General features: G+C 67.5%; 17 protein-coding genes. 12 read left to right on the plus strand and 5 right to left on the minus strand.

The annotated features are described in order from the left end of the window. Positions 1–41 precede the first annotated feature (41 nt). From ACF8ME_RS18125 to ACF8ME_RS18170, 10 genes are all read left to right on the plus strand, one after another. A complete protein-coding gene (locus tag ACF8ME_RS18125) occupies positions 42–1061 on the plus strand; it encodes a tripartite tricarboxylate transporter substrate binding protein (protein ID WP_017407912.1) in 1020 nt (339 codons plus the stop codon). A 65-nt stretch (positions 1062–1126) separates the two neighbouring features. Next, positions 1127–2140 (plus strand): tripartite tricarboxylate transporter substrate binding protein, encoded by a 1014-nt coding sequence (locus ACF8ME_RS18130; protein WP_046986935.1) that lies wholly within the window; start codon positions 1127–1129, stop codon positions 2138–2140. A gap of 7 nt (positions 2141–2147) precedes the next feature. Next, positions 2148–3122 (plus strand): nitronate monooxygenase family protein, encoded by a 975-nt coding sequence (locus ACF8ME_RS18135; RefSeq protein WP_013804143.1) that lies wholly within the window; start codon positions 2148–2150, stop codon positions 3120–3122. A gap of 122 nt (positions 3123–3244) precedes the next feature. After that, positions 3245–3994 (plus strand): electron transfer flavoprotein subunit beta/FixA family protein, encoded by a 750-nt coding sequence (locus ACF8ME_RS18140; RefSeq protein WP_392417687.1) that lies wholly within the window; start codon positions 3245–3247, stop codon positions 3992–3994. Between the two features lie 14 nt (positions 3995–4008). After that, the gene (locus tag ACF8ME_RS18145; RefSeq protein WP_126311330.1) at positions 4009–4941 is read left to right on the plus strand and encodes an electron transfer flavoprotein subunit alpha/FixB family protein; all 933 of its coding nucleotides are present in this window, start codon (positions 4009–4011) and stop codon (positions 4939–4941) included. A 125-nt stretch (positions 4942–5066) separates the two neighbouring features. Then, a complete protein-coding gene (locus tag ACF8ME_RS18150; RefSeq protein ID WP_016450812.1) occupies positions 5067–6053 on the plus strand; it encodes a tripartite tricarboxylate transporter substrate binding protein in 987 nt (328 codons plus the stop codon). An 86-nt stretch (positions 6054–6139) separates the two neighbouring features. Beyond that, positions 6140–7684 carry a class I adenylate-forming enzyme family protein gene (locus tag ACF8ME_RS18155; protein WP_392417689.1) on the plus strand — a complete coding sequence of 515 codons (1545 nt, stop codon included), beginning with the start codon at positions 6140–6142 and terminating at the stop codon, positions 7682–7684. A gap of 59 nt (positions 7685–7743) precedes the next feature. Further along, entirely contained in the window at positions 7744–8514 is a 771-nt protein-coding gene (locus tag ACF8ME_RS18160) for a class II aldolase/adducin family protein (RefSeq protein ID WP_392417691.1), read from the plus strand. An 8-nt stretch (positions 8515–8522) separates the two neighbouring features. Then, the gene (locus ACF8ME_RS18165) at positions 8523–9452 is read left to right on the plus strand and encodes a glyoxylate/hydroxypyruvate reductase A (RefSeq protein ID WP_047217427.1); all 930 of its coding nucleotides are present in this window, start codon (positions 8523–8525) and stop codon (positions 9450–9452) included. A 155-nt stretch (positions 9453–9607) separates the two neighbouring features. Next, positions 9608–10603, plus strand: coding sequence for a tripartite tricarboxylate transporter substrate binding protein (locus tag ACF8ME_RS18170; protein WP_043823801.1), 996 nt, complete (start codon positions 9608–9610; stop codon positions 10601–10603). 252 nt (positions 10604–10855) lie between these two features. Here ACF8ME_RS18170 and msbA read toward each other — a convergent pair whose 3' ends face one another. The 3 genes from msbA to ACF8ME_RS18185 all read right to left on the minus strand — a co-directional run bounded on the left by msbA (position 10856) and on the right by ACF8ME_RS18185 (position 14683). Beyond that, positions 10856–12682, minus strand: coding sequence for a lipid A export permease/ATP-binding protein MsbA (gene msbA, locus ACF8ME_RS18175; protein WP_392417694.1), 1827 nt, complete (start codon positions 12680–12682; stop codon positions 10856–10858). Positions 12683–12917: 235 nt separating this feature from the next. Beyond that, positions 12918–13187 carry a hypothetical protein gene (locus ACF8ME_RS18180; protein ID WP_047326162.1) on the minus strand — a complete coding sequence of 90 codons (270 nt, stop codon included), beginning with the start codon at positions 13185–13187 and terminating at the stop codon, positions 12918–12920. Positions 13188–13663: 476 nt separating this feature from the next. After that, positions 13664–14683 (minus strand): GlxA family transcriptional regulator, encoded by a 1020-nt coding sequence (locus tag ACF8ME_RS18185; protein WP_012203346.1) that lies wholly within the window; start codon positions 14681–14683, stop codon positions 13664–13666. A gap of 96 nt (positions 14684–14779) precedes the next feature. Between ACF8ME_RS18185 and ACF8ME_RS18190 the strand changes: the two genes are divergently transcribed. Continuing rightward, positions 14780–16156 carry an amidohydrolase gene (locus ACF8ME_RS18190; RefSeq protein WP_013804135.1) on the plus strand — a complete coding sequence of 459 codons (1377 nt, stop codon included), beginning with the start codon at positions 14780–14782 and terminating at the stop codon, positions 16154–16156. Positions 16157–16322: 166 nt separating this feature from the next. On the opposite strand, the gene ACF8ME_RS18195 is transcribed toward ACF8ME_RS18190, so the two are convergent. Together ACF8ME_RS18195 and ACF8ME_RS18200 are read right to left on the minus strand one after the other, a co-directional pair. Further along, positions 16323–16892: a VUT family protein gene (locus ACF8ME_RS18195; protein WP_016448066.1), complete on the minus strand. Its 570-nt coding sequence runs from the start codon at positions 16890–16892 to the stop codon at positions 16323–16325. Further along, positions 16889–18673 carry an NAD(P)/FAD-dependent oxidoreductase gene (locus ACF8ME_RS18200; RefSeq protein WP_392417697.1) on the minus strand — a complete coding sequence of 595 codons (1785 nt, stop codon included), beginning with the start codon at positions 18671–18673 and terminating at the stop codon, positions 16889–16891. The genes ACF8ME_RS18195 and ACF8ME_RS18200 overlap by 4 nt, the downstream gene beginning before the upstream one ends. Positions 18674–18998: 325 nt before the next feature. Here ACF8ME_RS18200 and ggt point away from each other — a divergent pair, with 325 nt between their 5' ends. Continuing rightward, the gene (gene ggt, locus ACF8ME_RS18205; RefSeq protein WP_392417698.1) at positions 18999–20990 is read left to right on the plus strand and encodes a gamma-glutamyltransferase; all 1992 of its coding nucleotides are present in this window, start codon (positions 18999–19001) and stop codon (positions 20988–20990) included. Positions 20991–20994 lie beyond the last annotated feature (4 nt).

Consider the following 20994-nt stretch of genomic DNA (forward strand, 5'->3'; position numbering starts at 1 on the left):
AAGACGGCACCCATAGACAGCAACACCCAGGAGACAAAGCCATGAGCAACCAAGTCACACGCCGCGACATTCTTCAAGGGCTGGCCGCCATCGGCGGCACCAGCCTGCTGGCCACGGGCGCCACCAGCGCCCTCGCACAGGCCGGCAAGCCGGCCGCGTGGCCCACCAAGCCCATCCGCGTGGTCGTGCCCTTCAACGCGGGCGGCGCCACCGACATCATTGCGCGCACCATCGGCGAGGCCCTGGCCAGGCGCGTGGGCCAGCCCGTGGTCATCGACAACCGCGCGGGCGCGGCCGGCATCCTGGGCACGGACGCCGTGGTCAAGGCGCCCGCCGATGGCCACACCCTGCTGGTCTCGCTCAGCACCTCCATGCTGATCAACCAGTTCCTCTACACCAAGCTGCCCTACAACCCGCAAAAGGACATCGCCCTGATCACCCAGATCGCGGCGGCGCCCGTCACCCTGGTGGTCCATCCCTCGGTGCCGGCCAACAACATGAAGGAACTGCTGGCCTACGTGAAGGCCAACAAGGGCAAGCTCTCTTACGGCTCCTGGGGCGTGGGCTCGTATGCCCATCTGGCCGGTGCCTACATGAGCAAGACCATGGACGCCGACATGACCCACGCCGCCTACAAGGGCGAGGCGCCCATGATCCAGGAGCTGATCGGCGGCCAGCTGCAGATGTGCTTTTCCAGCGCGCTCAACACCAAGCCCTTCATCGACTCGGGCAAGCTCAAGGCCATCGGCGTCACGGGCAAGGAGCGCATGGAAATCCTGCCCAAGCTGCCCACCATCCATGAACAGGGCGTCACTGACGACGCCTACGCCATCTACGGCTGGGTGGCCATGGGCGCGCCGGCCGGCGTGCCCAAGGAGATCGTGGACCAGCTCTACGGCCACCTGCGCGAAATCGCCAAGGACCCCAAGGTGCTGGAGCGCACCGTGGGCGCAGGTTTCATGCCGCTGATGAACAGCCCGCAGGCCTTCCGCGAGAACTACCAGCGCGACATGCCCATCTGGAAGGCGCTGGTGGAGGAAGCCGGCGCGAAGCTTGATTGATTTTTCCGGCCCGCGGCAGCGGGCCGCCACCGACGACTGCTGAGACAGCTTTGAGAGGAGACTTCATGTACACGCGCAATCCCGCATCCCCGGCACGCCCCACGCGGCGCAGCGTTCTGGCCCTGGCCGCAGCCCCGCTGCTGGCCGGCCTGGCCGGCGGCGCCCTGGCCGAGACCGGCTGGCCCAGCAAGATGCTGCGGCTGGTCGTTCCCTTCCCGGCGGGCGGCCCCACCGACACGGCATCGCGCATCGTAGGCCAGAAGCTGGGCGAGCGCCTCAAGCAGACCGTGGTGGTGGAAAACCGCCCTGGCGCCTCCGGCTCCATCGCGGCCGTGCAGGTCGCCAAGAGCCCGGCCGACGGCTACACGCTGATGATGCTGGCCACGCCCACGCTGCTGGCGCCGCACCTGTACAAGAAGGCCGGCTACGACACCGTCAAGGACTTCACGCCCGTGGCCACGGTCTATGACCTGCCCATCGTCATCGTGGTCAACCCCACGCTGCTGCCCGACGTCACCGACCTCAAGAGCCTGATCGCCCACGCCAAGGCGCAGAAGGTCGCGCTCAACTACACCAGCTCGGGCGCAGGCAGCTTCGGCCACCTGAGCATGGAGCTGCTCAAGCAGATGGCCGGCTTCGACATGCAGCACGTGCCCTACAAGGGCGGCGTGCCCGCCATCACCGACACCATCGGCGGCCAGGTGCCCATCATGTATGCCGACCTCGTGGCCGCGCTGCCCCACATCCAGGCCGGCAAGCTGCGCGCCATCGCCGTGGGATCGCCCCAGCGCGTGGCCATGCTGCCCGACACCAAGACCATTGCCGAGCAGGGCATCAAGGGCTACGACGCCGTCTCCTGGGGCGGCCTGCTGGCGCCCAAGGGCACGCCCAAGGCCGTGGTCGACCGCATCGCCAGCGAAGTTCAGCAGATCCTGGCCGACAAGGACATCCAGGACAAGCTGCTCAACGCAGGCGCCATCGCCGCCTACCAGAACCCCGCCCAGCTGGGCCAGCGCATCCAGCAGGACTACACGCGCTGGGGCCAGCTGATCCGCGACAAGGGCATTGCAGTGGAGTGACATCGACATGAAGACACGCATCACCGAACTCTTTGGCATAGAGCACCCCATCATCCAGGGCGGCATGCACCATGTGGGCCTGGCCGAGCTGGCCGCCGCCGTCTCCAACGCGGGCGGCCTGGGGCTGATCACGGGCCTGACCCAGCGCACGCCCGAGCTGCTGGCGCGCGAGATCGCGCGCTGCCGCGAGATGACGGACAAGCCCTTCGGCGTCAACCTGACCTTCCTGCCCTCGGTCAACCCGCCCGACTACCCGGGCTACGTCAAGGCCATCATCGAAGGCGGCGTCAAGGTCGTGGAGACGGCGGGCAACAACCCGCAGAAATGGCTGCCCGCGCTCAAGGAAGCCGGCATCAAGGTCATCCACAAGTGCACCTCGGTGCGCCATGCGCTCAAGGCCGAGGCCATCGGCTGCGACGCCATCAGCGTGGACGGCTTCGAATGCGGCGGCCATCCGGGCGAGGACGACATTCCCAATTTCATCCTGCTGCCGCGCGCGGCCGAAGAACTGAAGATTCCCTTTGTCGCCTCGGGCGGCATGGCCGACGGCCGCTCGCTGGTGGCTGCGCTGGCGCTGGGCGCCGAGGGCATCAACATGGGCACGCGCTTCATCGCCACCCAGGAAGCGCCCGTGCACGACAACGTCAAGCAGGCCATCGTCGCGGCCAGCGAGCTGGACACGCGCCTGGTCATGCGCCCGCTGCGCAACACCGAGCGCGTGCTGACCAACCCGGCCACCGAGCGCCTGCTGCAAAAGGAGCGCGAGCTGGGCGCGGCCATCACCTTTGCCGACATCGCGCCTGAGGTGGCCGGCGTCTATCCGCGCATCATGCATGACGGCGACATGGACGCAGGCGTCTGGTCCTGTGGCATGGTGGCCGGCCTGATCCACGACGTGCCCACGGTCCAGCAGCTGATCTCCGGCATCATGGACCAGGCCCATGCACTGATCAACGAGCGGTTGGCCGGCCTGGCCCGCTGACCGCCCATCTTCACAGGACTTACGCAAACAGGATGCGACAACGTGCTGCGCCCCATGGCAAGCCGCTTGCCTTGTTCCTTCTTGCGTAGGTCGTACTTCAAAAACCAGGAAAGAGCTTTCTCATGAAAATCCTTGTACCCGTCAAACGTGTCGTGGACTACAACGTGAAGGTCCGCGTGAAGTCGGACGGCACGGGCGTGGACATCGCCAACGTCAAGATGAGCATGAACCCCTTTGACGAAATCGCCGTCGAAGAAGCCGTTCGCCTCAAGGAAAAGGGCTTGGTCACCGAAGTCATCGCCGTCTCCTGCGGCGTGGCCCAGTGCCAGGAAACCCTGCGCACGGCCATGGCCATCGGTGCCGACCGCGGCATCCTGGTGGAGACCACCGAGGAGCTGCAGCCCCTGGCCGTCGCCAAGCTGCTCAAGGCCCTGGTGGACAAGGAGCAGCCCGGCCTGATCATCCTGGGCAAGCAGGCCATCGACGACGATGCCAACCAGACCGGCCAGATGCTGGCGGCCCTGGCCGACCTGCCGCAAGCCACCTTCGCCTCCAAGGTCGAAGTCGCTGGCGACAAGGTGAATGTCACGCGTGAAGTGGACGGCGGCCTGGAAACCCTGGCCCTGAGCCTGCCGGCCGTCATCACCACCGACCTGCGCCTGAACGAGCCGCGCTACGTCACGCTGCCCAACATCATGAAGGCCAAGAAAAAGCAGCTGGACACGGTCAAGCCTGAAGAGCTGGGCGTGGATGTGGCCCCGCGCCTGAAGACGCTCAAGGTGGCCGAGCCCGCCAAGCGCGGCGCTGGCGTGAAGGTGCCCGATGTGGCGACCCTGGTCAGCAAGCTCAAGAACGAAGCCAAGGTCATCTAAAGGAATTCGCAGACATGACATCCCTCGTTATTGCAGAACACGACAACGCTTCCATCAAGAGCGCCACGCTGAACACCGTCACTGCGGCCCTGGCCTGCGGCGGCGACGTGCATGTGCTGGTGGCGGGCGAGAATGCCGGCGCCGCCGCGCAGGCCGCGGCCCAGATCGCTGGCGTTGCCAAGGTCATCCACGCCGATGGCGCCAGCCTGAAGGACGGCCTGGCCGAGAACATCGCGGCGCAAGTGCTGGCGATTGCCTCGAACTACAGCCACATCCTGTTCCCCGCCACCGCCAGCGGCAAGAACGCCGCGCCGCGCGTGGCCGCCAAGCTGGACGTGGCCCAGATCAGCGACATCACCAAGGTGGACAGCGCCGACACCTTCGAGCGCCCCATCTACGCGGGCAACGCCATTGCCACGGTGCAAAGCAGCGACAAGATCAAGGTCATCACCGTGCGTGGCACGGGCTTTGACGCAGCGGCCACCACGGGCGGCAGCGCCCAGGTGGAGCAGCTGGCCGCCGCTGGCGACAGCGGCAAGAGCAGCTTCGTGGGCCGTGAAGTGACCAAGAGCGACCGCCCCGAGCTGACGGCCGCCAAGATCATCGTCTCCGGCGGCCGCGCGCTGGGCAGCAGCGAGAAGTTCAACGAGGTCATGACCCCGCTGGCCGACAAGCTGGGCGCCGCCATCGGCGCCAGCCGCGCAGCGGTGGACGCAGGCTATGCGCCCAATGACCTGCAGGTCGGCCAGACCGGCAAGATCGTGGCGCCCCAGCTGTACATTGCGGCCGGTATTTCCGGCGCCATCCAGCACTTGGCCGGCATGAAGGACTCCAAGGTGATCGTGGCGATCAACAAGGACCCCGAGGCACCGATCTTCTCGGTGGCCGACTACGGCCTGGAAGCCGACCTGTTCCAGGCCGTGCCCGAGCTGGTGCAGTCGCTGTAAGAATGCAAGGCGCCGCACCGGGAGGCGGTGCCAACGGGCCCGGGTGAAGTATCCGGGCCCTGGCCAGAGCGGCACACAAGGCATGTGCCCCGGCCCCACCTGGTTCAGAGATGCAGGAGACAGACATGCAGATTTCCATTGGCCGCCGCAGCCTTGCGCTTGCGGCTGTTGTCTTTGTGGCCACCACGGGCGCCAGCGCGCCGGCATGGGCCCAGGCCAGCGACTTTCCCACGCGCCCGATCACGCTGATCGTGCCCTTCCCCGCAGGCGGCTCCACCGACCGCCACATGCGCACCCTGGCCGACATCGCGGGCAAGCAGCTGGGCCAGGCCATCATCGTGGAGAACAAGCCCGGCGCGGGCGGCACGCTGGGCCCGGGCAACATGTCCCGCACGGCCAAGCCCGATGGCTACACCATCACCCAGTTCCCCATGTCCATGCTGCGCATGGCGCACATGCAAAAGACGGCCTGGAACCCGGTCACGGACTTCACCTACATCATCGGCGTCTCGGGCTACACCTTCGGCTTCACGGTGCGCTCGGACTCGCCCTACAAGAGCTTCAACGAATACATTGCCGCCGCGCGCAAGAGCCCCGGCAAGATCGAGTACGGCTCCACCGGCATAGGCTCCTCGCCCCACCTGCTGATGGAGGAGCTGGCCGAGAACGCCAAGGTCACGCTCAACCACGTGCCCTTCAAGGGCAACGCCGACCTGCAGCAGGCCCTGCTGGGCGGCCACGTGGCCGCGCAAAGCGATGCCTCGGGCTGGGACACCTATGTGGATGGCGGCCAGATGCGCCTGCTCATGACCTTCGGCGAAAAGCGCACCCAGCGCTGGCCCGACGTGCCCACGGCCAAGGAGCTGGGCTATGGCGTGGTCTCCACCTCGCCCTACGGACTGGCCGGCCCCAAGGGCATGGACCCGGCCGTGGTGCGCAAGCTGCACGACGCCTTCAAGAAAGCCATGGATGACCCGCGCCACATCGAGGTGCTCAAGCAGCTGAACCAGGACGCCTGGTACCGCTCCGGCGCCGACTATGCGCAGTGGGTGCGCGAGGCCTATGCCAAGGACAAGGTCCTGATCGACCGCCTGGGCCTGGCCGCCAAGTAGGCCTGTCCTCCAATGCGCCCGCAGGGCCAGGGGGCTGGCGGGCGCAGTCCGCTTGAGATTCGTGAATTCGTGAAACGGAGTCCCTCATGACTGTCTCCCTGCCTTCGCCCGATGCGCCCTTCACCACGCTGGCCGAGCTGATCCGCAGCCACGCGCGCCAGCAGCCTGCCCATGCCGCGCTGCGCGACGACCAGCAGACGCTGAGCTACGCGCAGCTCGACGCCCTCATGGACCGCGTGGCTGCCGCGCTGCAGCGCGACGGCGTGCAGCCTGGCCAGGCGATTGCCATCTGCGCGTTGAACTCGGTGCGCTATGCCGCGCTGTTCCTGGGCGCCTTGCGCGCGGGCGTGGTGGTTGCGCCGCTGGCGCCGTCCTCCACGGCCGACAGCCTGGCCTCCATGCTGCGCGATGCCCAGGCGCGCCACCTGTTCCTCGACAAGGCGGCCCAGGACCTGGTGCCTGCCGACAGCGCCCTGCAATGCATCTCGCTGGACGGCGCCGCGCCCGGCCGTGCCTTTGACGACTGGCTGGCGCCCGAAGGCGCGCAGCCCGCGCCCGTGAGCGTGGAGCCGGCCGCGCCGTTCAACATCATCTATTCCTCGGGCACCACGGGCACCCCCAAGGGCATCGTGCAGTCGCACGGCATGCGCTGGGCCCACATCAACCGGGGCAGCGTCTACGGCTATGGCCCCGAGGGCACGACGCTGCTGGCCACGCCGCTGTACTCCAACACCACGCTGGTGGTGTTCTTCCCCACGCTGGGCAGCGGCGGCTGCGTCGTACTGATGCCCAAATTCGACGCGGCCCGCTACCTGCAGCTGGCCCAGCAGCACCGCGTCACCCACACCATGCTGGTGCCCGTGCAGTACCAGCGCATCATGGCGCTGCCGCAGTTCGGCGAGCATGACCTGTCCAGCTTCCGCGCCAAGTTCTGCACCAGCGCGCCGTTCCGGGCCGAGCTCAAGGCCGACGTGGTGGCGCGCTGGCCCGGCAGCCTGACCGAGTTCTACGGCATGACCGAAGGCGGCGGCACCTGCATCCTCGAAGCCCATCTGCACCCGGACAAGCTGCACACCGTGGGCAAGCCCGCCGAGGGCCATGACATCCGCCTCATCGACGAGGACGGCCGCGAGGTCGCCCCGGGCGAGGATGGCGAGGTCGTGGGCCACTCTGCCAGCATGATGACCGGCTACCACGGCCAGCCCGCCAAGACGCGCGAGGCCGAATGGTTCGACCCCACGGGCAAGCGCTTCATCCGCACGGGCGACGTGGGCCGCTTCGATGCCGATGGATTCCTCACCCTGTTCGACCGCCGCAAGGACATGATCATCAGCGGCGGCTTCAACATCTACCCCAGCGACCTGGAAACCCAGCTGCGCGCCCACCCGGCCGTGGACGACGTGGCCGTGGTCGGCGTGCCGTCCGAGCAATGGGGCGAGACGCCCGTGGCCTACGTGGTGTCGCGCGCGGGGCAGCCGGCCCTGCCCGAGGACATCATGGGCTGGTACAACCAGCGGGCCGGCAAGACCCAGCGCCTGGCGGACCTGCGCTTCATTGCCGAGCTGCCGCGCAGCGCCATCGGCAAGGTGCTCAAGCGCGAGCTGCGCGACCAGTACGCGACGGGGCGCTGAACCGGCGGAGGCTTTCTCCAAACGATGTCCACCACGATGTCCACCAAGAGGTACACCCCATGAGCAACGACACCACGATGTCCGAGGTCCGCCGCCAGGTGACGGCCGAGGAATGGCAGACCCGCATCGAGCTGGCCGCCGCCTACCGGCTGGTCGCCCACTTCGGCTGGGACGACCTGATCTTCACCCACATCTCGGCGCGCGTGCCGGGCCAGCCCGACCAGTTCCTGATCAACCCCTACGGCATGCTGTTCGACGAGATCACGGCCTCCAGCCTGGTCAAGGTCGATCATGAAGGCCGGCCGCTGATGGAGACCGAGTACGACGTCAACCCGGCCGGCTTCGTCATCCACAGCGCCATCCACGACGGCCGCCCCGAGGTGCAGTGCGTGCTGCACACGCACACGCGCTATGGCGTGGCCGTCTCGGCGCAGAAGGAGGGGCTGCTGCCCATCTCGCAGCAGTCCATCTTCCCGCTGGCGCGCCTGGCCTACCACGACTACGAAGGCGTGGCCCTGCGCGACGACGAGAAGCCGCGCCTGGTCGATGACCTGGGCGCCAGCAACTTCCTCATCCTGCGCAACCACGGCCTGCTGACCTGCGGCCGCAACGTGGCCGAGGCCGTGCTGGCCATGTACACGCTGGAGTCGGCCTGCCGCATCCAGATCCTGGCGCAGTCGGGCGGCGGCGAGCTCACGCGCATCCCGCAGGACATCATTGCCGACGCGGTCAACCAGTCGCGCCAGGTCACCAAGGGCAAGGGCGCAGGCCTGGCCTGGCCCGGCCTGCTGCGCCGCCTGGACCGCATAGACCATTCTTACAAGGACTGAAGGAAACCATGGGAATTCTGGTCAACATCCATCCGAGCATGGGCGCGCCCATCGTCGACTCGCTGCGCGCGCTGGCGCCCGGCGTGCAGGTCTGGGGCCACCGCGAGGAGGCGCCGGCCGATGCGGTCGAGGCCATGCTTGCCTGGAGCCTCAAGCCGGGCGTGCTGCCGGCCTATCCGGGCCTGAAGCTGCTGTGCGCGCCCAGCGCGGGCGTGGACAAGCTGCTGGCCGTGCCCGACCTGCCGGCTGGCCTGCCCGTGGCGCGCACCGTCGATCCGCAGCAGCATGTGGAGATCGCCCAGTACGTGGTCGGTACCGCGCTGCGCCACACGCGCGAGCTGGACCTGTTCGCGCGCCAGCAGCAGGCCGGCGACTGGCTGCGCCGCCCCGTGCGCGCCAGCGCAGACTGCCGCGTGGGCATCCTGGGCCTGGGCGAGGTCGGCCGCTTCGTGGCCGGCGCCATGCAGGCCATCGGCTACCCCGTCGCAGGCTGGAGCCGCAGCGCCAAGAGCATTGCAGGCCTGGCCACGCACAGCGGTGCCGAAGGTCTGAAGCAACTGCTGTCCACCAGCGACATCCTGGTCTGCGCCTTGCCGCTCACGCCCGAGACGCGCGACCTGCTGGACCGCCGAACCCTGTCCCTGCTGCCGCGCGGCGCCTACTTCATCAACGTGGGGCGCGGCGAGCAGGTGGTGGAAGACGACCTGCTGGCCCTGCTCGACGAAGACCACCTGGCAGGCGCCGCGCTGGACGTGCTGCGCGACGAGCCGCCCCAGCCCGGCAACAAGGTCTGGGGCCATCCCAAGGCCTTCGTCACGCCGCACATCGCGGCCCAGGCCTCGGCCGACACCGTGGCGCGCCAGTGTCTAGAGAACCTGCGCCGCCTGCGCGCGGGCGAGCCGCTGCTCAACCTTGTGGATGTGGCGCGGGGGTATTGAGCCTTGTTTTCCATCCGACGCTGCGCTGTTGCGTGGCGTTTTTTCATCGCCGGGCCGCCCCAAGATGAAAAGCGGCCCCCTTGGGGGGCAGCGGACCTTGCGCAGCAAGGGTAGCGTGGGGGCCATTTTTCAACTGAGAAGAATCCAGAGACACCATGCCTTCGACTTCCCGCCGCGGCTTTTTGCAATCTACCGCTGCCGCCGCTGCAGCAGCCACCACCGTGCTGGCCCCCTCGGCCTGGGCCCAGAGCCCCTGGCCTTCCAAGCCCATCCGCATCATCGTTCCGTACACGGCAGGCGGCTTCACCGACCAGATGGCGCGCCTGCTGCAGGTCGGCCTGCAAAAGGCCCTGGGCCAGCCCGTCATCGTGGAGAACAAGCCCGGCGCCAACAGCATCATCGGCGTGGACCAGATCGCCAAGGCCGCGCCGGACGGGCACACCTTCGGCGTGGTCATCGCGGCCTATGCGGCCAACACCACGCTCTATCCCAAGCTGCCCTACAACCCGAAGAAGGACCTGGTCGGCGTCTCGCTCATGGGCGTCTCGCCCCTGGTCGCTGCCGTGGCCATGAACGCGCCCTTCAAGACCACGCCCGAGCTGATCGCCTATGCCAAGGCCAATCCGGGCAAGGTGGGCTTCGGCTCCTCGGGCAGCGGCTCCAGCGCCCACCTGACCACCGAGCTGATGAAGCTGCTCACCAAGACGGACATGGTCCACGTGCCCTACAAGGGCGCCGCGCCTGCGCTGGCCGACCTCATGGGCGGCCAGATCCCGCTGTTCCTGGACCCGCCGCCCAACCTCATCCAGCCCGCCAAGGCCGGCCGCATCCGCCTCATCGGCGTGGCCAGCGACAAGCGCCTGGCCGCGCTGCCCGACGTGCCCACCTTCGTGGAGCAGGGCTACGACGGCTTGCTGGGCAGCACCTGGGCGGCCATGATCGCGCCGGCCGGCGTGCCGCGCGAGATCGTGCAGCGCATGTCCGCCGAGGTGTCGCGCATCATCCGCAGTGCCGAGGTGTCGCAGCGGCTGGAGCAGGTGATGGGGACGTTTGCGGAGGGGTCCACGCCTGAGGAGTGCGATCGGTTCATTGCTGCCGAGACGGAGAAGTGGGGGAGGGTGATTCGGGAGGCGAAGGTGACGGTGGACTGAGTCTTTCTTGTTCTCGGGTCTGTTTTTTGACCCTGCCGGGTGGTTGTTTTTCGAGGCCGGGTTTCGGCCCGGCGGCCGACCCGCTTTCTTGTCGCGCGGCCGGGGAGCCGGCCACAAGAAAGTATGCAAAGAAGCCCGCCTCGTACTGCCCACGATCCTTTGCTTCGCTGCGCGACCCGCGTTGGGCAGAAGGGGGAGACTGGGGACAGCCCACAGCCAGTAGCCGATGCGCATTGCTGCGCTCGGCTGTTTTCATGGGATCTTGGCGGTGGTGCAGAGGACATCGTTCCTGTCCTCCACAGGGTTGGCCTTCGGTTCGGCAGAGAACGCTCCAAACTGGATGGAATGCAGCTTGGCATACAGTCCCTGGCGGTCGAGGAGTTGCGCATGCGAGCCTTCCTCTACAACCCGACCAGCTTCCAGTACGACGATCTTGTCTGCCACGGCGATGGTGGACAGGCGATGCGCAATGACGATGCTTGTGCGGCCCGCCATCAGGCGTTCCATGGCCTGCTGGATCAATCTCTCCGATTCCGAGTCAAGTGCCGAGGTGGCCTCATCGAGTATCACGACGCTGGCGTTCTTGTAGATGGCCCTTGCAATCGCAAGGCGCTGGCGCTGCCCGCCCGACAGGTGGGTGCCGTTGTGGCCGACCAGGGTCTGCAGCCCGTGTGGCAATGCGTCCACTGTGGCGAGCAGGTTGGCCGCCTGCAATGCTGACCGGAGCCGTTGAGCATCGGGATCCGTATCGAGGCAGACGTTGTATTCGATGGAGCCATTGAAGAGTACGACGTCCTGGCTCACCATGGCCACCTGGGCCCGCAGGCACTGCAAGTCCCAGTCTGGCAGGGGCACTCCATCCAGCTCGACCACACCGCCCGACGGTGAAAGGAATCGCGGCAGCAGATTGGCCAAGGTACTTTTGCCGGCTCCTGAGGGGCCGACGAGCGCGACCATGGAACCCGGTTCGATTTCCAGCGTCAGTCCGGCCAGCGCCGGCCTTGTACCGTCTGGCCCGAACTGCACGGTGACATCTCGCAAGGAAAAATGGCCTGTCACATGGTCCTTCCTCAGGGGGCCGCCCGCCTCGGATGGCTCATCGTCGATGAGTGCGATGCCTCTTGCGATAGCCGCCATTCCCCGGGCCACGGAGGCGGATACGTCCGTCAATCTGCGGATGGGGTTGGCAATACCTGCGGCCGCCGCGATGAAGGCCACGAAAGAACCCATTGGCGTTCCGGTGCTGCTGCTTTGCCACAGCGCCAGGGCGACCACGGTCGCCAAAGCAATGGCTGTGAACAACTGGGTCAATGGCGATGCCGATGCACTGGCAACCGTTGACTTCATCAGCAAGCGGTTGAGTGCGCGGCTTTCCTGCCGGAACCGGGCCGCCTGCGGTGTCTGCAACCCATGCAGCCGCACGATGCGCCATGCGAGCACATTCTCTTCCACGACATAGCCCAGGCGATCGATGGCCGTCTGAGATGCTTTGGTGATTCTTCGCAGCCGCTGGCCAAATGCACGTATGGTCACGGCCAGGACCGGGGCGAGAACGCCCAGGACCAGCGTCAGCTTCCAGTTCAGCATGAGCAGTGTCGCCAGCAGCGCAAGAATGCTGAAGCTGTCCTTCAGGATGGTCTGGATGGCCCCCGTCAATTGCACCACTCCTGCCGCTGATTCGTACACGATCGTGTTGGTCAAGCTGTTCGCAGGGCGGGAGGCAAAGAGGTTCGGATCGGCATCCAGCAATTTTCCGAACATCCTCAACCGCAGATTCATGATCCCCTGGTTGGCCGTCCAGGCAAGGCTGTAGTCGACGATGAATACGGCCACTCCCCGCAGGGCGAACACGGCAACCATGCCGATCGGAACAAACCACAGCGGAGGGTGGTCTATATCTGCCAGCCAACCGATGGGCGCGTATTGGAAGCCTCCGTCGACGATGGGCAGCATCAGCCATGCAAAGGCGGCCTCGCATACACCGGCGACGGCAGCAGCCACCGCACCGATGCGGACGGCGAAGGCCGTTCCCCGGAAGTAGGGGCTGATGGCTGCGCCTCGCTTGAACACATTGCTCATAGGCCTCGTTGCTCCCCTGGAAATGCGATGGGCAAAAATGAAGCGCCCCGGGATATTCGAAAGACGCAGAAAGCGGTCATTCTGCGTTTTAGTGGTTAGCTCATGATCCGCGATCTCCAATAGACCTTTTGTATGGACTGGTTGCGTGCCCGAGTGCTCGGGCGTACTGCAGCATGTGTGACCTAGCCGATGCGCATTGGTGCGCTCGGCTGTTTTCATGGAGTTGGGTGCGGCGTCAGGGTTCGGGCCTGGCGGTGTTGCGCAGGACGTGGATTTCGTCGTCCATGGAGGTGGCCAGCCGTTCGGCGCTGTGCTGGATGGTGCGCAAGGCGCTGATCACCACATCCGGATCGCGCAGGCCTTCTGGCGTCTGCAGCCATGACTGCGCGAGCTGGGATAGTGCAGAGACCTCGTTGCAGCCTGATTGAACCATGGCGTTCATCTCGGCGACGGCCATGGTCAGTTGCGTGGTTCTGGCGCTGCTGGGTCGGACTTCCTGCTTCATGGCATGGCCCTCCATGTGAATGTGAGGGCGCTCTGAATCATCGGCGCTGTATGCATGGTTCCGTGCTCCTTTGAGAGACTTGAAACCACCAATCCGCGTTCTTACGCGCAGACAGGTGGACGGGATGTTAAGAACACGCTCAAAGCCGTGCGGACGCCCTTGCGGGTAGCCCCATCCCGTCCATAACCGTAGGGACGTGGGCGTACACCCACGATCCGGCAATGCAGACGTGACAAGGCCTCGTTAACGGGGAGGCCGCACCGCTTTGAGAAAAGGTGTTCTTACGCACCAGCCCCTGTACTGGGGGCCACTCGGAATGATAGAGGCTTTGAATGAAAGCGAGGCCAAAGTCCCAGGCCGAGCGCAGCGACCGCCACGACGCAGGTTGCCCACAGCGAAGCGGAGGGGCGCGGACATTCGGCTGCCGGGCCGAGACCCGGCCTCGAAAAGAACCCCCCCGGCAGGGGCAAAAACAATCAAGCAGCCCCCACCCTCCACCGCCTCCTGGGCGCCCTCAACGCATGCCTTTCCCGATAGGCCGCAGGCGCCATCCCCACATACCGCAAGAACACCCGCCGAAAGGCCGAGGCATCCCCATACCCGCAGGCCAGCGCCACGGACGGCACGCTCTCCAGCGTGATCTCCAGCAGCACCCGGGCCCGCGCGCAGCGCAGGCGGTGCAGGTGGTCCAGCGGGCTGTGGCCCAGTTCCTGCTGGAAGTGGCGCAGCAGGGTGCGCGGGCTGGTGGATGCCGCGTCCGCGAGGGCCTGCAGGTCATAGGGCTGCTCCACGCGCGCCTCCAGCCAGGCGATGGCATGGGCCAGCACGCTGTTGCGCGTGGCGGGAATACGGCGGTCCTGCAGGGCGGCGCGGGTGGCGCGTTCGCGCTGGGCATCGGGCTGTAGCACGGCGGCCAGCGCTGCGGCCAGGTCGTCGCCGAAGGCATGGCGTGTGAGCGCGACGGCCATGGGTGCCAGGGCCTCGGGGTGGGAGGCGCTGAGCCAGGGCCTGTCGTCCACGAAGGGTTGGCCCTCGGCCAGTTCGATGCCCGGGAAGTCCAGGCCGAAGCCGCCCATGAAATACCAGGGCAGGGCCACAAGCCGGCCCTTGCAGCGGCCGCCCGCTGCCGCAAACCAGGCGGCGCTGCCCAGCGTGCAGACGGCCAGGCCCTGGTCGAAGGCTGTGGTGATGCGGCGCACGAGGGCCGGATGCGCGGCGACGATGTCGCGGATGGATGGGATGTCGGGGCAGTGCAGCGCGCTCACGAAGACGGCCTGCGCGGGCCCTTCGGCTGCCGCGCCTTCGGTCGCATGCGGCATGGCGGGCAGGGGCCGGCCCTGGCCGTCGACCCAGCGCCAGCCAAAGCGTGGCGCGCGCCGGCCCAGGCGCAGGCTGGCGACCAGGTTGGCGCTGCGCAGCATCTCCACCAGGTGCGCGGCGTGGCCGATGGCGCTGTGCTCCAGGCAGGGCAACTCGATGATGAAGGCTCGGGGCATGGCGGTTCTGGCTCCTCGAATGGCGATTTTGACGTGCCCGTCATACGTGCTTCACTTTTAGCATGGCTGCTTGTGCCACTTTCCAGGACCACGAAGATGCTCCACACCAGCGCCGAGACAAAGCCTTCCTCCTCCCCGCGCACAGGCCTGCGCTCCATCGCCCTGGCCGGGCTGCTGGCCTGCGGCCTGCCACTGGCGGCCAGCGCCCAGGGGCTCGATGCACAGGGCCTGGCGGCCCTGGATACCGCCATCCAGCCGCTGGCGCCCAAGATGGTGGAGTGGCGCCGCGACATCCACCAGCACCCCGAACTGTCGGGCCAGGAAGAACGCACGGCCAAGCTGGTGGCCGATCATCTGCGCCGCCTGGGCATGGAGGTGCAGACCGGCGTGGGCGGCACGGGCGTGGTGGGCGTGCTGCGCGGCGGCCAGCCCGGCAAGACCGTGGCGCTGCGTGCCGACATGGATGCGCTGCCCGTGGCCGAGAAGACCGGCCTGCCCTTTGCCTCCAAGGCCAAGGCCCAGTACATGGGCAAGGAGGTTTCGGTCATGCATGCCTGCGGGCACGATGCCCACGTGGCCATGCTCATGGGCGCGGCCGAGGCGCTGGCCGGCATGCGCGCCAAGCTGCCCGGCACGGTGAAGTTCATCTTCCAGCCCGCCGAGGAAGGTGCCCCGGTGGAGGCCGATGCCCACGGCCATGTGCCCAGCTTTGGTGCCAAGGCCATGGTGGAGGCCGGTGTGCTCAAGGACGTGCAGGCCATCTACGGCCTGCACATCACGGCCAACCTGCCCTCGGGCATGGTGGGCTATCGCAGCGGGCCGCTGATGGCGGGCTCGGACAGCCTGAGCATCCAGGTCGAGGGCCGGGGCGGCCATGGCTCGTCGCCGTGGAATGCGGTCGATCCCATCGTCGCGGCCAGCCAGGTGGTGCTGGGCCTGCAGACCGTGGTCAGCCGCCAGCTCAACATCAGCCTGGAGCCTGCCGTGCTGACGATCGGCTCCATCCAGGGCGGCACGCGCTACAACATCATCCCGGACAACGTGGAGATGCAGGGCACGCTGCGCACCTTCGACGAGGACATGCGCCAGGAGGCGCACAAGCGCATCACCGCCACGGCCGAGCAGATCGCGGCCTCCAGCGGCGCCAAGGCCAAGGTGCGCTTCGGTCCCGTGGCCTATCCGGTGACCACCAACCCCGCAGCACTGACCGAGGCCTCGCTGCCCGCGCTCAAGCTGGCCATGGGCGGCAAGGCCATGGTGATTCCCAAGGTCAGCGGCTCCGAGGATTTCTCGGAATTCCAGAAGGTGGTTCCGGGCTTCTTCTACTTCCTGGGCGCGCCGCCGGCCGGCCAGGACTTTGCCAAGGCGCCGTCCAACCACTCGCCGCTGTTCGACATCGACGAGAAGCAACTGCCCACGGGCGCGCGCTCACTGGCCGCGCTGGCCGTGGACTATCTGCAGCGCAACCCATAGTTATTGGACTCCCCCTGAGCGGCGGACGCCGCTTCCCGTTGCACGGCGCCCCCTCTCTCGCTACGCGGGAGGGGGACGGCACCCGCGCTGCGGGGCGGCGCGGCCGGCGTAGGCCCTTGCTCGGTGCCCCTGGCTTGAGATCGAGTCCGTGCGAACCGCGTCGGCTTTATTTGGCGCTGGCGATTGCCGATGGGCCTTTCCACCACCGGGCGATGGCGAGCCGGAAGGGCAGCAGCAGCGCCACGCCCAGCACCAGCTTGACGCCCAGGTCGCCCAGGGCCCAGGTCACCCAGGGCTCGGCGGCGCCTGCGAAGGCGATGCTCCAGAACAGGAAGGTGTCCAGGCAGGCGGCCAGCAGCGTGGCCACCAGGGGGGCACGCCACCAGCGGCCCGCACGCAGGCGGTGGAACACACCGATGTCCAGCCACTGCGAGGCAATGAAGGCCGCGCCCGAGGCCAGCGCGATGCGCGGCGGCGCCAGCACCAGCGAGGCGGCCACGGCCACGGCAAAGCCCACCCAGGCCACGCGCCGGGCCTGCTGCGGGCCGAAGCTGCGGTTGACCAGCTCGCTCACCAGGAAGGCGAACGGATAGGTGATGGCGCCCCAGGTCAGCCAGTCGTTGATGGCGTACTGCACCAGGATGTTGGACGACAGCACCACCACGCCCATGGCCGCAATGGCGGCCAGCAGCTGGGCGCGCGAGGGGGCGGCGAAACGGGGCGGACGCGGTGTCATGCTGCGCCACCGGAGCCGCGTGCACCCGACGAGGGCAGGGGCAGCCCGAGGATGGCGCAGGCCACGGCCTCGCCCACCTTGACGCCATCCACGCTAGCCGACAGGATGCCGCCCGCGTAGCTGGCGCCTTCGCCGGCCGGGTACAGGCCGCGCGTGTTCAGGCTGTGGAAGTCCGCGCCGCGCTCGATCTTCACGGGCGAGGAGGTGCGCGTTTCCACGCCGGTGAGCACGGCATCGTGCATGTCGTAGCCGCGGATCTTCTTGCCGAAGGCGGGCAGCGCCTCGCGCATGGCCTCGATGGCATAGGCGGGCAGCACGTGGTGCAGGTTGGTCAGCGTGATGCCGGGCTTGTAGGAGGGCTCGACCTCGCCCAGCGCGGCCGATTCCTTGCCCGCGATGAAGTCGCCCACCAGCTGGCCCGGCGCGTTGTAGTTGCGCCCGCCCAGCAGGTAGGCCTTGGTCTCCAGCTGGCGCTGCAGCACGATGCCCGACAGCGGGTGCAGCTCGCCGTCCTTGAGGTTTTCCACGCCATGGGTCTTGCCGTCGAAGGCCCAGGCAAAGCTCTTGGCATCGCGCGGGTAGTCGCAGGGGTCGATGGCGCAGACCATGCCGGCGTTGGCATTGCGCTCGGCGCGCGAGTACTGGCTCATGCCGTTGGTGACCACGCGCTCGGGCTCGCTGGTGGCCGCCACCACGGTGCCGCCCGGGCACATGCAAAAGCTGTAGACCGCGCGCCCGTTGCTGGCGTGGTGCACCAGCTTGTAGTCGGCCGCACCCAGCAGCGGGTGGCCGGCATGCCTGCCCCAGCGCGCGCGGTCGATCACGCTTTGCGGATGCTCGATGCGAAAGCCCACCGAGAACGGCTTGGCCTCCATGTGCACGCCGCGCTCGTAGAACATGGCGAAGGTGTCGCGCGAGCTGTGGCCCAGGGCCATCACGGCATGGTCGGTCTCCAGCCACTGGCGCTCGCCGCTGTCCTGGTCCAGCACTTCCAGGGCGGTGAGACGGCGGTCCTTGCCCTCGCCCTCGATGCGCATGTCACACACGCGCTGGCCGAAGCGGATCTCGCCGCCCAGGCGGATGATCTCCTCGCGTATTCCCTCGACCACCTTCACCAGCTTGAAGGTGCCGATGTGCGGATGCGCGGCATAGAGGATCTCGGGCGGCGCGCCGTGGGTGACGAATTCCTGCATCACCTTGCGGCCCAGGTGGCGCGGGTCCTTGATCTGGCTGTAGAGCTTGCCGTCGGAGAAGGTGCCTGCGCCGCCTTCGCCGAACTGCACATTGGACTCGGGCACCAGCTCGCGCTTGCGCCACAGGCCCCAGGTGTCCTGGGTGCGCTCGCGCACCGAGCGGCCGCGCTCGATCACGATGGGCCTGAAGCCCATCTGCGCCAGCACCAGGGCCGCAAAGATGCCGCAGGGCCCGAAGCCCACCACCACGGGCCGGCGCTGCAGGTCGGCAGGCGCCTGGCCCACGGCATGCCAGCGCATGTCGGGCGTGGGGTTCACATGGGCATGGCTGGAGAACTGTTCCAGCAGCGCGGCTTCCTGGCTCTCGTCGGCCAGCGTCAGGTCGACGATGTAGACGGCCAGCAGCTCGGACTTGCGCGCATCGAAGCTGCGCTTGTGCACATGCACGGAGGCAATGGCCTCCTCGGCAATGCCCAGCTGGCGCGCGGCCAGGGCGCGCAGCGGCTCCAGGGGCAGGTATTCGGTGTGGCTGTCGGGGTGGTATTGCACCGCCGACAGGGGCAGTTTCAGTTCAGAGACGCGGATCATGGCTTGTACCTATCAAGCAGAGGGCCGGCGATGGTAAGCCAAAGTGGGCGACCGCACAGGCTGCGGGCCGCACAGCCTTGGGGTGTGCTCGGGTTCGGATTTTCCGCCAGATATTTCCGGTGCTGGTGCCGTCCCGATCCGGGCACGGACCTTGCATGCAGGGCCGGCCATCCGCGAACGGGGCCCTTCAGTCCCGCTCTGATGGGGTGGCTGCATCTGCGCGAAGTGGTGGTGGAACGGATGTAAGCTCGCGGCAAGCCTGCGGGCGGGTGCTGCCCCAGGTGAACAAGATCAACGCATTCCACGCACCACAAGGAGACATTTCATGAAGCAACCCCCTTCCAGGCAACGCCTGCCCGCATGGCAGTGGCTCGGCCTTGCGGCCGCCACGCCGCTGTTCCTCGCATCGTGCGGCGGTGGTGGTGGCAATGGCGGATCGGGCCAGGACGACCTGGCCGCCTGCGCCATCACCTCGGGCGATGGCAGCGTGGTCGTGGGCTCGGGCCTGCCCGGTGATCCGGCCGCACCCGAACCCTCGTCGGGCTACCGCCTCGGCAAGAAGGCCCTGCACACCTCCAAGTACATGGTGGTCACGGCCAACCCGCTGGCGTCCAAGGCCGGTTGCGAGGTGCTCAAGTCCGGTGGCTCGGCCGTGGATGCGGCCGTGGCCGTGCAGATGGTGCTGGGCCTGGTGGAGCCGCAGTCCAGCGGCATCGGCGGTGGCGCCTTCATGCTCTACCGCGATGCGGCCACGGGCAAGGTCGTGGCCTATGACGGCCGCGAGACTGCGCCGGCTGCTGCCACGGAAAACTACCTGCGCTACGTGGACGATGCCACCGACCAGACCGCGCCCAAGCCTTCGGCGCGCTCCAGCGGCCGCTCCATCGGCACGCCGGGCGTGGTGCGCATGCTGGAACTCGCGCACAAGGACTACGGCAAGACCGCGTGGCCCCAGCTGTTCAATTCGGGCATCGACCTGGCCAGCAAGGGCTTTCCCATCAGCGGCCGCATGGCCGCCGCGCTGGAGGGCTCCAAGACGGAGCTGGCGCGCGATGCCGATGCCGCCAAGCTGTACTTCGATGCCCAGGGCAAGCCGCTGGCGCTGGGCGCCAAGTTCGTCAACCAGCCCTATGCCGACACGCTGCGCAGCATCGCCACGGGCGGTGCTGATGCCTTCTACCGTGGCGACCTGGCCCAGGCCATCGTCAGCAAGGTGGGCGTGACGCAGACCGTCTCGGACGGTGCGCCCATCACCCCCGGCAAGACCACGCTGCAGGACCTGGCCAGCTACGAGGCCAAGCGCCGCGAGGCCGTCTGCACCACCTACCGCGCGCGCTACATGGTCTGCAGCATGCCGCCGCCGTCGTCCGGCGGCATCGCCGTGGCACAGGCCATGGGCATTCTGGAGAATTTCGACCTCAAGGCCTATGCGCCCACGGCCATCGATGGCGAGGGCGGCAAGCCTTCGGTGATGGGCGTGCACCTGGTCAGCGAAGCCCTGCGCCTGGCCTATGCCGACCGTGACAAGTACGTGGCCGACACCGACTTCGTGTCCCTGCCCGGCGGCTCGCCGGCCCTGATGCTGGACAAGAGCTACCTGCGCCAGCGCGCCGCCCTCATCTCCACGACCAAGAGCATGGGCACGGCCCAGGCAGGCAACTTCGGTACGCCTTCGCAGGGCGTGGTCGATGTCAAGGAGGCCGGCACCACGCACATGAGCATCGTCGATGCCAAGGGCAACGCGCTGAGCATGACGACCACGGTGGAGTCCAGCATGGGGTCCTTTCACGTCACGCGCGGCTTCGTGCTCAACAACCAGCTGACCGACTTCGCGGCCATCCCCAGCACCGCCGACGGCCCGGTCGCCAACCGCGTGCAGCCGGGCAAGCGCCCGCGCAGCTCCATGGCGCCCACGCTGGTGTTCGACCTGAAGACCGACGGCACCGCCGGCGACTTCAAGATGGCCACGGGCTCGCCGGGCGGCAGCACCATCATCCAGTACGTGACCAAGACCCTGGTCGGCGCGCTGGACTGGGGTCTGGATGCGCAGCAGGCCACGTCGATGGTGGACTTCGGCGCGGCCAACAGCCCGACCACCAACGTGGGCGGCGAGCACCCCAACATCAACACGGCCAATGGCGGCAACGACGATCCGCTGGTCAGCGGCCTGCGTGCCCTGGGCCATGTGGTGTCCATCAGTGCGCAGTCCAGCGGGATTGGCACCATCTTGCGGGTGCAGCGCAATGGGCAGGCGCAGCTGGAAGGTGGGGCTGATCCGCGCCGTGAAGGGCTTGTTCTGGGCAATACCGTTCGCTGATTTC

This window comes from Delftia sp. WSY_7 (assembly GCF_043104845.1).
In the GTDB taxonomy this organism is placed as follows: Bacteria; Pseudomonadota; Gammaproteobacteria; order Burkholderiales; family Burkholderiaceae_C; genus Comamonas; species Comamonas tsuruhatensis.

Bases quoted from the DNA above. Each gene is read 5' to 3' on its own strand.
- ACF8ME_RS18195 (WP_016448066.1), bottom strand. From the start codon at position 16,892: ATGACACCGCGTCCGCCCCGTTTCGCCGCCCCCTCGCGCGCCCAGCTG.
- ACF8ME_RS18170 (WP_043823801.1), top strand. From the start codon at position 9,608: ATGCCTTCGACTTCCCGCCGCGGCTTTTTGCAATCTACCGCTGCCGCC.
- ACF8ME_RS18130 (WP_046986935.1), top strand. From the start codon at position 1,127: ATGTACACGCGCAATCCCGCATCCCCGGCACGCCCCACGCGGCGCAGC.
- ACF8ME_RS18150 (WP_016450812.1), top strand. From the start codon at position 5,067: ATGCAGATTTCCATTGGCCGCCGCAGCCTTGCGCTTGCGGCTGTTGTC.
- ACF8ME_RS18180 (WP_047326162.1), bottom strand. From the start codon at position 13,187: ATGAAGCAGGAAGTCCGACCCAGCAGCGCCAGAACCACGCAACTGACC.
- ACF8ME_RS18200 (WP_392417697.1), bottom strand. From the start codon at position 18,673: ATGATCCGCGTCTCTGAACTGAAACTGCCCCTGTCGGCGGTGCAATAC.
- ACF8ME_RS18155 (WP_392417689.1), top strand. From the start codon at position 6,140: ATGACTGTCTCCCTGCCTTCGCCCGATGCGCCCTTCACCACGCTGGCC.
- ACF8ME_RS18125 (WP_017407912.1), top strand. From the start codon at position 42: ATGAGCAACCAAGTCACACGCCGCGACATTCTTCAAGGGCTGGCCGCC.
- ACF8ME_RS18145 (WP_126311330.1), top strand. From the start codon at position 4,009: ATGACATCCCTCGTTATTGCAGAACACGACAACGCTTCCATCAAGAGC.
- ggt (WP_392417698.1), top strand. From the start codon at position 18,999: ATGAAGCAACCCCCTTCCAGGCAACGCCTGCCCGCATGGCAGTGGCTC.
- ACF8ME_RS18185 (WP_012203346.1), bottom strand. From the start codon at position 14,683: ATGCCCCGAGCCTTCATCATCGAGTTGCCCTGCCTGGAGCACAGCGCC.
- ACF8ME_RS18135 (WP_013804143.1), top strand. From the start codon at position 2,148: ATGAAGACACGCATCACCGAACTCTTTGGCATAGAGCACCCCATCATC.
- ACF8ME_RS18140 (WP_392417687.1), top strand. From the start codon at position 3,245: ATGAAAATCCTTGTACCCGTCAAACGTGTCGTGGACTACAACGTGAAG.
- ACF8ME_RS18160 (WP_392417691.1), top strand. From the start codon at position 7,744: ATGAGCAACGACACCACGATGTCCGAGGTCCGCCGCCAGGTGACGGCC.
- msbA (WP_392417694.1), bottom strand. From the start codon at position 12,682: ATGAGCAATGTGTTCAAGCGAGGCGCAGCCATCAGCCCCTACTTCCGG.
- ACF8ME_RS18190 (WP_013804135.1), top strand. From the start codon at position 14,780: ATGCTCCACACCAGCGCCGAGACAAAGCCTTCCTCCTCCCCGCGCACA.
- ACF8ME_RS18165 (WP_047217427.1), top strand. From the start codon at position 8,523: ATGGGAATTCTGGTCAACATCCATCCGAGCATGGGCGCGCCCATCGTC.